Here is a 13,394-nt window from a genome sequence, read left to right as displayed (position 1 = left end):
TCAATCATAAAAGAACCTTTCCCACAACACGGCAAGGGAAATATGATTGTGAATATAAATAAGGAATTCGCAATCCGCTGTCAAAGGAAAAGAATCACCTGCAACGGTTTTCTAACAGAAAGGAATTATCCCCGTTAAACAGATTTTCCCGGTTTTCTATGAAGGGATTATCTTTGAAACAGATAATCCCTTGATTGTTAAATATTATTCAATGATGAAATTTTGAATGATATGTAAATAAAGAGACGGCGGATTGCGAATTCGCATTTGCTCTTTTCATGACAGGACAAAATAAAAATATGCCTCACAACAAGTTATGAAAATCGCACTTTGGAGATTGAGGAAGAATGACTAAATATGCCTCTGGTCCATTTTCCCAAAATTTTCCACTCCCGCAGCATGGTGAAGCGTTTGCACAGGACTCCGGGGCACGTCTCCGCATGGTCGGGCAATGGAACCGGCATCCGTTTGAAACACATGAAGAGTGAACGGATCCGGAAGAGAAACGGACTTCCAAGGCCGGGACCCCTTGTTCCCGGGAAAACGGCCATCAGATAGCTTGGAGGACTCCATGGCTTGAACGCGTTTTCCCGCCTTTTATCAATCAATCTCCTCCAAGCACAACAGAGGAATTCCAGCTGTTTATTCCTTCCGGGGTCCTATGATTATTTTCTCCTTTTCCGGCATGTGACGGATTTCTAATCCGATGTCAATCCTACTACAATGATAGGGAATTATTTTAAGACAAATTCCTCTTCTGAAATAAAGCGCTGAGCGAAACCCCTTCATCTTTCAGAACCCCATGCTTCATTCTTTTCTTTTTTGCCGCGGTAAATTTCTTAATGCCCCAAAATACTTAATCACATAGAAATACATAGTTTTCCAACAATCAATCCTGTTACCCGATATTTCTCAAATGGTACCTGCTTGAGTTTCTTCCTGCGGCTGAAGAAAAATACGGATTAGAAATCCGCTATTTAGTTCTGCTCTTTGCCATAAGGCTATATTTATTCTTATTATTGATCATGAAACCCATCCTTCCTTTGTTGCTGCGCCGCAGCCTCCTGGCCTCTCTGCTGGTTCCCATTATTTCCCTGTCCTTCTCCGCCTCCGCGGCGGACTTCATGGTAGACGCATCTCAATATTCCGATCCAGACAATAACATATACTCCACCCTGGAGGAACTGGTCTCCTCCGTCGCCCTAGTTGCCGGGGATACGGTGATTCTGAACAACGATGACGCCTCCCTGACTACCGGTCTAACCGTTCCTGTCAACTTCCGCTCCGCTGATCCGGCTGCACTCTGTGCCGTAGACTTATCCGGCCTGGGTAAGAATCCCTTGTACGACCTGGGAGCGGGAGAGTACACGCTGGAGATGGACTCCGTCATCTGGAGCAATGGCACCGCAGGAGTGATACGCACAGCAGATGATAACGTATCTCTGGAAATCACCGGAAAGGTTCAATTTCTCAATAACCATGTTGATAATTCAAACAATAGTGCTTACGGAGGAGCTATTGATATGGAGGGAGGCCATGCAACGCTGACCTTGGGGAACAACGCTACCTTCTCCAGGAATTATGCTTTCTCCTCCTCCAACTACTCCTCTTCCTCCTCCTCTGGCGGAGCGATTGCTATGAGTGGAGATGATACAACGGTGACTCTGGAGGACAACGCTACCTTCTCCGGGAATTATACTTTCTCCGACTCCACCTCCCACTTATCCAACTACCCCTCCACCTCCTTTGGCGGAGCAATTTACATGGAGGGAGACCATGCAACGCTGACCCTGGGGAGCAACGCTACCTTCTCCGGGAATTATACTTTCTCCAAGTCCGGCACCTACTCCATCGCCTCCACCTCCACCTCCTCTGGCGGAGCGATTTATATGCGTGGAGACCATGCAATGCTGACGCTGGAGGACAACGCTACCTTCTCCGGGAATTATGCTTACTCAGACTCCTCCTCCAACTACTCCTCCAACTCCTCCAACTCCTCTGGCGGAGCGATTCATATGGAGGGAGACCATGCAACGCTGACTCTGGGAAACAATGTTACCTTCTCCGGGAATTATGCTTACTCAGACTCCTCCTCCAACTACTCCTCCAACTACTCCAACTCCTCTGGCGGAGCGATTCATATGGAGGGAGACCATGCAACGCTGACTCTGGGAAACAATGTTACCTTCTCCGGGAATTATGCTTCCTCAGACTCCTACTCCATCTCCACCTCCTCTGGCGGAGCGATTTATATGCAGGGAGTTAACTCTTTCCTCACGATCCGTAACGGCGCCATCTTCACCAATAACTATTCCTCTACCTACGGTGGAGCCATTTACCTGCAAGGGATCACTACCGACAATTCCAGCCGCTTTCTGGCATTCACGCATGACGTGCTCTTCAGCGGCAACATGACCGGGGGGACGTTCACTCAACACAATGACGGCTCCTTCTCCGTGGTAAACGGCGTTGCCAACGCCATTCATGTAGACGGAACCAACCATCTCCAGCTGGCCGCCGCCCAAGAAAAGGAGGTTCGCTTTAATGATCCGATCACCAGTGCGGCTTATTTTAGTTCTACGGAAAACGTCACCCTCTCTCTCAACCAGTACACGGATGACGACGGCATCTCCCACGCTACGGATGGCACTGTCATCTTCAGCGGGGAACTCTACCAGGGGGACAACGCCCACCTCGTGGCCAGCCGCTACAGCGATTTCAAGGGACAAACCACCCTCTACGGCGGCTCCCTCATCCTGGAACACAATGTCGTCTTCGGCAATGCCGGCCTGCGGGACGATACCTCCATGACTCTGGAACACGGCACTCTGGAAATCACCGGGGGCAGCGTCATCAATGCCGCCTCCTTCTCCATCACGAATGGGGACGCCGTCCTGCGCCCCGGAACCACCGCCTTCATCAATGCCAAAAACGTGGATCTTTCCCGCGGCTTCGTCTTTGACATGCAAAAGCAGGCTCAGGAAACCGCCACGCAGGCAAACACCACCGGCCTCTCCATCTCCGCCTCTGATTCCTTCACCCTGGGCGGCTCTATAGGGATTATGGACACGGGGATATCCGCCGATTATTTCTATGCGGACAATTCCTGGAAGCAGCAGCGTACCTTCATCGTCCTGACGGACTCCAACCAGACCCACACGGATGACTTCTCCGGCGCCCATTCTCTGGCTGCCGGGTCCGACCGGGTGGACAGCCCCTATGCCTACATGGGCTCCTGGAGCCACCAGTGGGTAGATGCGGATGGTGACGGCTTCCCGGAACAACTCCAACTGGTCTGGACTCCCGCCGAGGACTCCGCCATCCGGGACATCCTTCCGGAACTGGCAGGTACCCTGGCTATGAACTCCATGTGGTCCAGCGCCGCCAACGCGCTTGGGATGTCCCGGGCCGCCCTGGGCAACCTGGATGCCCAGCGCTTCATCACCGGGCCGGAAAACAACTACTGGGTCAAGGGCATGGGGGATTTCCTCAACCACGCCTCCGAGGGAGTACGGGACGGATTTGACTACCACGGCGGCGGCTATTCCGTGGGAGCGGACAGGAGAATCACTTCCCACGCTATCCTGGGCCTGGGCTTCGGAGACCTGTACGGCAAGATGCGCGGGCGCAGCTTTGCGGGAGATATTGACCAGCAGACGCGCATCGGCATGCTCTACGGCGGCTGGCACAAGGTTCTCAACAGGAAGAATACGTTGCTGGTGACGGGAACGGCAGGCTATGGCTGGACGGACAACAAGATGAATTCCTTCCACACGGGCGGCCGGTCCCACGGCAAGTGGACCAATGAAACCCTGTTTGGAACATTCACCGGGAAGTGGAGCCGCCGGGTAAACGAGACCGTTGCAATGGAGGTCATGCTGGGGCTGGAGTATACGGACGTGACGCAGGAGGCGTTTACGGAAACGGGCTGGGACGCGAGGCGCTTTGAAAAGGGGCGCCTGAAGAACCTGAGCGTACCGGTGGGAGTGGGCTTGACGCACCGCAGTGAGCTGAAAGACCGGGAATGGATCAACAGCGCGATGGTGAGCTACGTGCCGGACGTGTACCGCAGGAACCCAAGTGCGCAGGCGGAGCGGCTGCTCAACGGGTACCGCTGGGAAGCGGAAGGAACGTCTCCTGACCGGAACGGGGTGAGAGTGAACGTGAACAGCGCCCTGCAGTTGAACGCGCGCTGGAGGATGTATGCAGGGTACGAGTTTGAGGGAAGGAGCAAGGCCACGGCGCACCGGTTTAACGCCGGCGTCAGTTATGCCTATTGACAGAGCCTGATTGCAGGCGCCGGAAAACCGTCAAAATTACTTTATCTTTGACGGGCGGCCAGCAGCAAAGAGGCTGTGCAGAACAACTGCACAGCCTCTTTTTAACGTTAACGGGGAATGTTATTTTACTTTCCGGTCCATTTGCCCAGGAATTCCGCCGCATCCTTCCCTTCCGCAATGTGCCTGAGCAGGGCGCTGCCGAGAACGGCGGCGTCCGGACGGGCGTCTTCCGGCAGGGCATCCAGCTGGTCCGGCGTCTGGAGTCCGAAGCCCAGCGCCAGCGGCACGTCAAATACGGCCCGGGCGCGGCGCATGGTTTCCGTGACGCTCTGCGTCAGGTCCACCTTTCCTCCCGTGGTCCCCAGCACGGAAACCACGTAAACGAAGCCGGAGGTATGGGGCTTGTATTCCCGCATTCGTTCCACGGAGGTGTTGGGAGCCACCAGCGTGACGAGCGTCAGTCCGTGGGGGTCAAAGGCATCCCTGAAGATGCCGGATTCTTCCAGCGGCATGTCCGGAACGATGAAGCCGCTGACTCCGGCTTCCGCCGCATCCAGGGCAAGCCGTTCCAGCCCGTACTGGTAAAAGGGGTTCACATACCCCATCAGCGCCAGTTTGGCGAAAAAGCGGCCCTTGCGGGCTTTCAGACCGTCTAGAATCCATTTCAGGCTTACGCCGCGGGCCAGCGCGTCCCGTGAGGCCTGTTCAATGAGAGGACCGTCCGCAACGGGGTCCGAGAAGGGAACGCCTATTTCAATGATGTCCGCCCCTGCTCCGTCAATCCGCTCCAGATGGGTCCAGAAGGATTCCTTGTCAGGAAATCCGGCGGTGATGAAGGGGATGACGGCGCGCCTGCCGAGGGCATGGGCGCGCTCCACGGCTTCCTGCAACGGTGATTTCTGCATGTTGTTCATGGAAAGATGCGGCTTAAAGGTTCAGATATTTTTTAACGATTCCCAGGTCCTTGTCTCCGCGGCCGGAGAGGTTCACCAGCACGTCACCCCCCGCGGGCAGCTCGTCCGCATGGTCCAGCACCCACGCGACGGCATGGGAGGATTCCAGAGCGGGGATAATGCCTTCCTCCTGCGTCAGGGTCTGGAAGGCGTTCAGCGCGGAGGCGTCACAGATGACGCCGTAATGCACCCGGCCGATTTCCGCCAGGTGGGAGTGCTCTGGCCCCACGCCGGGGTAGTCCAGCCCGGCGGAGATGGAGTGGGACGGCTGTATCTGCCCGTCTTGATCCTGTAAAAGCATGGTCACGTGGCCGTGCAGCACGCCGGGGCTGCCCAGGTTGATGGGTGCGGAGTTGTAGCATCCGGGCTCCCCGGTGCCTCCGGCCTCCACGCCCACCAGGCGAACGCCTTCATCTTCCACAAAGGGGTGGAGCATGCCGATGGCGTTGGAACCGCCGCCCACGCACGCCACTACCACGTCCGGAAGCCTTCCGGCGCGTTCCAGCATCTGGGCCCGGGCCTCCGTGCCGATGACGGACTGGAGCTGCCTGACCAGCGTGGGGAACGGGTGGGGCCCCGCCGCCGTGCCGAAGCAGTACAGGGTGTCCTCCTGATGGGAAATCCAGTAGCGCAGGGCCTCGTTAATGGCGTCCTTCAGGGTGCGGGAACCGTTTTCAATCGGAAACACGCGGGCGCCCAGCAGCTTCATGCGCATCACGTTCATGGACTGGCGCTCCACGTCCTCCGCCCCCATGAAGATGGTGCAGTCCATCTTGAGCCGGGCCGCCGCCGTGGCCGTAGCCACGCCGTGCTGCCCCGCCCCGGTTTCCGCAATGAGGTGCGTTTTCCCCATCATCTTGGCAAGAAGGGCCTGCCCGAGGGCGTTGTTGATCTTGTGGGCTCCGGTGTGCAGCAGGTCCTCCCGCTTCAGCCACAGGCGGAAGCCCAGCTTTTCCGAGAGATGGGGGCAGAACGTGAGGGGCGTTTCACGACCCGCGTAGTTGACCAGCAGGTCCTGGAGCGCGTCCCGGTACTCGCGGGACGGCATGATGGTGGCCATGGCTTCCTCCAGCTCCATGAGCGGGGGGCGCAGCGCTTCCGGTACGAAGCGGCCGCCGAAGTTGCCGAAATATCCTTCTTTGTTCATGCGATATGGTAAGGGGTGTAGGAGATGAGTGATTTAAGGGCCGCCAGCAGCTTTTGCGGGCTTTTCTGGCCGGGGATGGCTTCCACGCCGGAGTTCAGGTCAATGCCGTTCGGGGTGCACTGTTCCAGCGCCTTATTCAGGGAAGCGGAGGAAAGGCCGCCCGCCAGGAACCAGGGCCGGGGGGATTTCAGGGAAGCCAGGGCGTTCCAGTCCAGGGAGACGCCGTGGCCGCCGCTCTGGCTGCCCGCATCCAGCAGGAACCAGGCGCAGCTGTCCGCCCAGAGTTCCATTTCCTTCTGAAGGGCGTCCAGGGATTCATAACGGTCCGGCCACAGTACGCGGATCACCTTTTCCGGACCGATGCGGCGCGCGCAGTCCAGGGATTGTGCGCCGTGAAGCTGGGCGAATTCCAGCCGGGCCGTTTTCATGATGTCCATGATTTCCTCCGCGTTCTGGTTCACGAAGACTCCCACGCGGCGGATCAGCGCGGAGTCCAGGGCCGCGGCGCGTGACGGAGCAATATAACGCGGGCTTTTGGGATGAAAGATGAATCCGCAGAAATGGGCTCCCATCCCCATGGCGGTTGACAAATCGCTCTGGCGGGTAATCCCGCACACCTTGATTGCGAATGAATGCTTCTTCATGTTGTTTCTTCTAAAATTGCAGCCAGTTTTTCACCCGGCTTTCCGCCGTCCATCAGGGCAGTCCCCATCAGTACGGCCTGGAAGCCCGCTTCCGCGGCTTCCCTGAGATGAGCCCCGGCGCTCATGGCGCTGGCGGCGATCCACACCTCCCCCTCACGGCGGAGTTTCCCCATGTCCAGGCAGGCAGCCCTGTCCGTTTCAAGCGTATCCAGGTCACGGGCATTCACCTGGATGATGCGAGCGCCGGATTCCCGGGCAATTGCCAGGTCCGACTCGTCAAAAACCTCCACCACGGCGTGCATGCCGTAGGCTTCCGCCTGTTCCCTCAGGATGCGGAGCGTCCGCGCGTCCGGCGTCAGGCGCACGATGAGCAGCAGGGCGGAGGCCGGCGTGGACGCCGTCTCCATCACCTGGAGCTGGTGGAAAATGAAATCCTTGCGCAGCAGCGGAAGCCCGGCGCGGCTCATGCGCTCCAGATACCCGATGCGGCCGCCGAAATACCGCTCCTCCGTCAGCACGGAGATGCAGGAAGCGCCCGCCGCGGCATACTGTTCCGCCACTTCCTCCGGTTTCAGCCCGGTGGCGATGACGCCGCGCGACGGGGAGGACTGCTTGAACTCCGCAATCACGGCCACGGGCTGCCCGGCGGGCGGCTCCGCAATGGCTTTCAGGAAGTCCGGCCTGCGCCCCTTCCAGGGACGGGGCAGCTCCCGGCGGGAGGCCATGTCCGTGAGCAGGGCTATTTCCTCCGCCTTGGCTTCCCTGAACCGGTCAAGCAGCATGGAGCGTTCTCCTTCCTACCCCGGCGCAGACGGCCTCGCGGGCCTTCGCCATGCAGACGGCCAGGTCCATGTGGTCCTCCAGCAGGAACATGGCCACCCCCACATTGAGAATCACCATGTCCATCATGGCGCGCGGGCCTTTCCCCGCCAGAATGTCCTTCAGCACAGCCACGGCTTCCGATTTGGACCGAACGGCCAGGTCCTCCGGTTCGCAGGGCTGGATGCCGTAGTCCGCGGGGTCCAGGGTCATGGGCGTCAGCCTGCCGTTATGGACGATCATCATCTTGGTGGGTCCCAGCGGCGTCACCTCGTCATACCCTCCTGCGCCGTACACCACGGCGGCCCTGCGGATATGGGACTGGCTGAGCGTCTCCGCCAGCAGTTCCACCAGCTCCGGACGGGCCACGCCCAGCAGGATGTGCGTGGGACGCGCCGGATTAATGAGGGGCCCCAGCAGGTTGAACAGGGTACGTATGCCCAGCTCCCTGCGGATGGGGCCCACATTGCGGAAGGCGGGATGGAAATTGGGCGCGAACAGGAAGGCGAAGTTCCGCTCGTCCAGCAGGCGCTGCACGTCCTCCGGAGCCACGTCCAGCGGGAAGCCCAGGCCTTCCAGGGCGTCCGCGGAGCCGCAGGAGGAAGACACGGCGCGGTTGCCGTGCTTCACTACCTTGTACCCCATTCCGGCCAGCGTCAGGGACGTGGCGGTGGAGCAGTTGAAAGAACTGCGGCCGTCGCCACCCGTGCCAACCACGTCTATGCAGTCCCCTTCCAGCCCTTCCACACGGTTGGCGCGCCCCAGGGCGATGCCGACGGCATGGGCCATCTCCAGCGGGGTCTCTCCCTTCATGCGCAGGCCCATCAGGAAGCAGCCCGCCTGGGCCGGGGTCATGCGGCCGTCCATGATGTCCGCAAAGCCCGCGGCGGCCATGTCCGCCGTCAGGTCCTGCCCGGCGGCCAGCGTGTCCAGAATGCGGTTGATGCGCTTTTCCTTCTGCCCTGCCGGAACGATGTTGTCCGGGAAGTTGCCCAGGAGCTGGAGGCCGTCCGGCGTCAGGATGGATTCCGGATGGAACTGGATGCCCACCCAGGGGCGGTCATTATAGCGCAGGGCCATGACTTCCCCTTCCGGCCCGCGGGAGGTGACGGTAAAACGGGAGTTCGGCTCGTCCTCCTTGGACTGGACCACCAGGGAATGGTAGCGGCCCACGGTCATGGGATTGGGAAGGCCGGTGAACAGCCCCGAACCGTCATGGATGATGTCCGAGCTCTTCCCGTGCATCACGTACGGAGCGCGGGAAACCTCCGCTCCGGCGAAGTAGCCCAGGAGCTGGTGCCCCAGGCATACGCCCAGCACGGGAACGGCGGCGGGGAGGCGTTTCAGGAACTCCAGGCACAGCCCGGCGTTGCGCGGATGGCTGGGGCCGGGGGAAATGCACACGGCCTCCAGCTCCGGGCTGGCCGCCAGGTCCAGAATGCGCGGATCGTCATTCGCGTACACCACGGGCTTGCGGCCCAGGGCGTAAAACGCCTGCACCAGATTCCACGAGAAGGAATCGTAATTATCAATGAACAGAAACATGGTCTTCTCCTTTCAAAATAACGTCAATAATCTTGCCTTTGTTCATGCACTCCTGCCATTCGGCGGCCGGATCTGAATCGTACACGATGCCGGCGCCCGCCTGCCAGTGGATGCGGCCGTCCTTCACCCACATGCTGCGGATGGTAATGCCGGAATCCATGTGGACGCCGTTCCTGTCCAGCCCCAGCCAGCCGATGCAGCCGGCGTACGGCCCGCGCGGCAGGGGTTCCTCCTCCGCCAGGATTTCCATGGCCCGCACCTTGGGAGCGCCGCTGACCGTTCCGGCGGGGAAGGCCGCGCCGAGGATGTCCAGGGCGTCCAATCCGTCGTTCACCTGGGCGGTCACGCGGGAAGTCATGTGCATCACATGGGAAAAACGTTCAATCTCCATCAGGCGTTCCAGCTTCACGGAGCCGGGCTTGGCGACGCGGCCCAGGTCGTTGCGGCCCAGGTCCACCAGCATCACGTGTTCAGAGCACTCCTTCGGGTCCTTCAGCAGGTCGGCGGCCAGTGCGGAGTCTTCCTCATCGTCCCTGCCGCGCTTGCGCGTCCCGGCAATGGGGGAGAGCTGGAGCTTGCCGTCCGTGCACCGCACCATCAGTTCCGGGGAGGAGCCGAACAGCGTCACTTCCGGCAGCCGCATGAAGAACATGTACGGGGAGGGATTGATGCTGCGCATGCGGCGGTACAGCGTGAAGGCGTCACCGTGGAACTCCGCGGAGGCCTGGGAGGAAAGCACCACCTGGATGGCTTCTCCGTCATGGAGCAGTTCCTTGATATGCTCCACGCCCTTCATGTAGCCCGCCTGGTCCGGCGTGCGGGAAACCTCCCCGACGGAAGGTTCTTCCGTCTCCTGAAGGGGCGCGTGGGACAGGTCCCGGTGTTCGCCCAGGCTGATCTGGGTGAGGCGGTTGTACAAATGGTCAAACACGATCACTGTGCCCGCCAATACCAGGCAGGATTCCGCGGAAGAGGGACTGATGGTCTGCGCCAGCTTGGGCTGGAACAGGGCGGCGGTTTCATACCCGAAGTAGCCGTACAGAGCCCGCGTGATGGGAGCCTGCCTCATGTCGTCCCCCACCAGTTCCAGACGCTGCATCAGGGAGCGCAGGCCGTCCAGGTAAAGCATGCCTTCCAGCTCCTTCAGGGAAGCCAGGCGGTCGTCGCTGATGGAAAGGGAAAGCCTGGCGTCCACGCAGGAAACGGTCATCAGGTAATCGCAGGCGATGACGCTGTAGCGGCCCCATCTACCATCCACCTCCGCGCTCTCCAGCAGAAGGCCGGGAGTTTGGTTCTGGGTCAGGCTCAGGAACAGGCTGATGGGCGTCTCCAAATCGGCGCTCAGCCGCCGGCTGCGCTGTTGGAGGGTGATGATGGATGGTGGTTGCATGGATGGATGATGGTGTAAGTTGAAAATAAAAAAACTGCTTTGACTCTCGGAGGAATCAAAGCAGTTCTTGAAAAACGGTCATAGCTGGATGCTACTACTGCACATCGGGATTCCCCCGTCCGGACATGGGTATACGCCACCAATAGCCGTTGCCATAATAACGGGTCGTGCTAAAAAAGGGCTGTCCAGTGCTGAATTGCATCTGCGCGTTTATTACTCCTCCCGCCCGGCGTTGTCAAAAAAACTTTCCGTCAATGGCGAAAAAAATCCACGGCGTCCTTCCTGCCGCCGGAAAAAAAGCCCGTGGATTCCACTGAATCCACGGGCCTTGAATATAATGACTGTCAACCTTTAGAACAGCGTCACGGCGATGTTGACGCCGGCGGTGACGATGGCCACCATGCTCATGAGCTTGATCAGGATGTTCAGGGAGGGGCCGGACGTATCCTTGAAGGGGTCGCCCACGGTGTCGCCGATGACGGCGGCCTTATGGCTTTCCGATCCCTTGCCGCCCACGTGGCCCTGCTCAATGTACTTCTTGGCATTGTCCCATGCGCCGCCGGAGTTCGCCATGAACACGGCCAGTACGAAGCCGGAGGCCAGGCCGCCGGCCAGCAGCCCGAACACGCCGGGAACGCCGAACACGAGGCCCATGCAGATGGGGGTGATGACCGCCAGCACGGACGGCCAGATCATTTCATGCTGCGCGCCCGCCGTGGAGATTTCCACACAGCGCACGTAATCCGGTTCCGCTTCCCCGGTCAGGATGCCCTTGATTTCCTTGAACTGGCGGCGCACTTCCTTCACCATCTTCTCCGCGGCGCGGCCCACGGCGTTCATGGTCAGGCCGCAGAACAGGAAGGACATCATGGCGCCCACGAAGAGGCCCATGAGCACTTTCGGGTTCATCAGGGTCACCTGGAAGTAATTCATGAATTCAGGCAACGTGCAAGAAGCTATCTTGGACACTTCCACGCTCACCGCGTCATTGATCTTGTACATGGTGTTTCCGGTGGCGTCCCCCCAATGCTGGATGGAAATCTTCAGCTCTTCAATGTAGGAGGCCAGCAGGGCCAGCGCGGTCAGCGCGGCGGAACCGATGGCGAAGCCCTTGCCCGTGGCGGCGGTCGTGTTGCCCAGGGCGTCCAGGGCGTCCGTGCGGCGGCGCACTTCCGGGTCCAGCTTGCTCATCTCCGCATTGCCCCCGGCGTTGTCGGAAATGGGGCCGTAGGCGTCCGTCGCCAGGGTCAGGCCCAGGGTGGAAAGCATGCCGACGGCGGCAATGCCGATGCCGTACAGGCCCTTGCTCATTTCAGCGCCGGTGAAATGCCAGTCCCCGGAGGCCATGCCGTAGGCCAGCACGGTGCCCACGACGATGGTGATCACGGGAATGCAGGTGGAAATCATGCCGATGCCGATGCCGGAGATGATGACGGTGGCGGGCCCCGTCTTCGCGCTGTGGGCGATCTTGCGGCAGGGATAGGAGTCATGGGAGGTGTAATGCTCCGTGCTCTTCCCGATGATGATGCCCACCGCCAGGCCGGTGACGATGGCGCCCCAGATGCCCGCCCAGTTGTCCAGGCCGATGAGCTGGAGCAGGAAGGCGGAGGCGATGGCGATCAGGAAGGAGCTCAGGTTGATGCCGCGGTTCAGGGCGGCCATCAGCTCCGTCTGGGAAGCGCCGCGCTTTACGCGCACCGCATACACGCCCAGCAGGGAGAGAATGGTGCCGAGGGCGGCGATCAGCATGGGTGTGAGAACGGCCTTGATCGCCATTTCCGGCACGGCCATGTAAGCCGCGGCGCCAAGAGCCGCGGATGCCAGAATGGAACCGCAGTAGGACTCGTAAAGGTCCGCGCCCATGCCGGCCACGTCCCCCACGTTGTCGCCCACGTTATCCGCGATGGTGGCGGGATTGCGGGGGTCGTCCTCCGGAATGCCGGCTTCCACCTTCCCCACCAGGTCGGCCCCTACGTCCGCGGCCTTCGTGAAAATGCCGCCGCCCACGCGGGCGAACAGGGCCTGGAGGGAGGCCCCCATGCCGAAGGTCAGCATGGTGGTGGTGATGACGACCAGGCGCATGGAAAGCTCCATGTCTTCATAAAACCAGTCCAGCACCCAGTACCAGACGCCAATGTCAAGCATGGCAAGGCCCACGACGGTCAGGCCGAGCACGGCGCCCGAACGGAAGGCGATCTGCAGGCCGGCGTCCAGGGAGTGGCGGCAGGCGTTCGCCACGCGGCCGGAAGCGTATGTGGCCGTCTTCATGCCGATGTAGCCGGCCAGGCCGGAGAAAAAGCCGCCGGAAATGAACGCGAACGGCACCCAGGGATTCTGGATATGGAGGCAGTACGCCAGAAAAGCGAATACGACGGTAATCAGCACAAAGAAGATCGTGACGATCTTGTATTGCTGCCGCAGATAGGCCATGGCGCCGCTGCGAACGTGCTTGGCGATCATTTTCATGACCTCGTTCCCCTCATCCTGGGCTTTCATGCGGTAAAAAAAGACGGCCGCAAAAATGAGGGCCAGCACGGAAGCCGATGGGATGAGCCAAAATAAATCCTGGATGGTTATCATTGTCAGTACACTTTAAATTAAAGTGGTAGGAACATA

Annotated in this window: 8 protein-coding genes; 1 reads left to right on the top strand and 7 read right to left on the bottom strand. The window is 59.8% G+C overall.

From position 1 onward, the window contains the following. Window positions 1-1,025 precede the first annotated feature (1,025 nt). Window positions 1,026-4,280, top strand: coding sequence for an autotransporter outer membrane beta-barrel domain-containing protein (locus M8N44_RS01705; RefSeq protein WP_102749512.1), 3,255 nt, complete (start codon window positions 1,026-1,028; stop codon window positions 4,278-4,280). Window positions 4,281-4,405: 125 nt separating this feature from the next. Here M8N44_RS01705 and trpA read toward each other — a convergent pair whose 3' ends face one another. The 7 genes from trpA to M8N44_RS01670 all read right to left on the bottom strand — a co-directional run bounded on the left by trpA (window position 4,406) and on the right by M8N44_RS01670 (window position 13,358). Next, a complete protein-coding gene (gene trpA / locus M8N44_RS01700) occupies window positions 4,406-5,185 on the bottom strand; it encodes a tryptophan synthase subunit alpha (protein WP_180975239.1) in 780 nt (259 codons plus the stop codon). Between the two features lie 22 nt (window positions 5,186-5,207). After that, a complete protein-coding gene (trpB, locus tag M8N44_RS01695; RefSeq protein WP_102728851.1) occupies window positions 5,208-6,380 on the bottom strand; it encodes a tryptophan synthase subunit beta in 1,173 nt (390 codons plus the stop codon). Further along, window positions 6,377-7,024 (bottom strand): phosphoribosylanthranilate isomerase, encoded by a 648-nt coding sequence (locus M8N44_RS01690; RefSeq protein ID WP_102728852.1) that lies wholly within the window; start codon window positions 7,022-7,024, stop codon window positions 6,377-6,379. Before M8N44_RS01690 ends, trpB begins: the two co-directional genes overlap by 4 nt. Beyond that, window positions 7,021-7,806 carry an indole-3-glycerol phosphate synthase TrpC gene (locus M8N44_RS01685; RefSeq protein ID WP_102728853.1) on the bottom strand — a complete coding sequence of 262 codons (786 nt, stop codon included), beginning with the start codon at window positions 7,804-7,806 and terminating at the stop codon, window positions 7,021-7,023. The genes M8N44_RS01690 and M8N44_RS01685 overlap by 4 nt, the downstream gene beginning before the upstream one ends. Further along, window positions 7,796-9,388 carry an anthranilate phosphoribosyltransferase gene (trpD, locus tag M8N44_RS01680; RefSeq protein ID WP_102726867.1) on the bottom strand — a complete coding sequence of 531 codons (1,593 nt, stop codon included), beginning with the start codon at window positions 9,386-9,388 and terminating at the stop codon, window positions 7,796-7,798. The genes M8N44_RS01685 and trpD overlap by 11 nt, the downstream gene beginning before the upstream one ends. After that, window positions 9,372-10,778: an anthranilate synthase component I family protein gene (locus tag M8N44_RS01675; protein ID WP_180975240.1), complete on the bottom strand. Its 1,407-nt coding sequence runs from the start codon at window positions 10,776-10,778 to the stop codon at window positions 9,372-9,374. Before M8N44_RS01675 ends, trpD begins: the two co-directional genes overlap by 17 nt. A gap of 351 nt (window positions 10,779-11,129) precedes the next feature. Then, entirely contained in the window at window positions 11,130-13,358 is a 2,229-nt protein-coding gene (locus M8N44_RS01670) for a sodium-translocating pyrophosphatase (RefSeq protein WP_022397250.1), read from the bottom strand. Between the last annotated feature and the right edge of the window lie 36 nt (window positions 13,359-13,394).

The organism is Akkermansia massiliensis, assembly GCF_023516715.1.
In the GTDB taxonomy this organism is placed as follows: domain Bacteria; phylum Verrucomicrobiota; class Verrucomicrobiia; order Verrucomicrobiales; family Akkermansiaceae; genus Akkermansia; species Akkermansia massiliensis.
This window is presented reverse-complemented; position numbering and strand designations above follow the sequence as displayed.

Coding starts and splice junctions, on each gene's coding strand:
- M8N44_RS01685 (WP_102728853.1), bottom strand. CDS start 7,806: ATGCTGCTTGACCGGTTCAGGGAAGCCAAGGCGGAGGAAATAGCCCTG.
- M8N44_RS01670 (WP_022397250.1), bottom strand. CDS start 13,358: ATGATAACCATCCAGGATTTATTTTGGCTCATCCCATCGGCTTCCGTG.
- trpD (WP_102726867.1), bottom strand. CDS start 9,388: ATGTTTCTGTTCATTGATAATTACGATTCCTTCTCGTGGAATCTGGTG.
- trpB (WP_102728851.1), bottom strand. CDS start 6,380: ATGAACAAAGAAGGATATTTCGGCAACTTCGGCGGCCGCTTCGTACCG.
- M8N44_RS01675 (WP_180975240.1), bottom strand. CDS start 10,778: ATGCAACCACCATCCATCATCACCCTCCAACAGCGCAGCCGGCGGCTG.
- trpA (WP_180975239.1), bottom strand. CDS start 5,185: ATGCAGAAATCACCGTTGCAGGAAGCCGTGGAGCGCGCCCATGCCCTC.
- M8N44_RS01705 (WP_102749512.1), top strand. CDS start 1,026: ATGAAACCCATCCTTCCTTTGTTGCTGCGCCGCAGCCTCCTGGCCTCT.
- M8N44_RS01690 (WP_102728852.1), bottom strand. CDS start 7,024: ATGAAGAAGCATTCATTCGCAATCAAGGTGTGCGGGATTACCCGCCAG.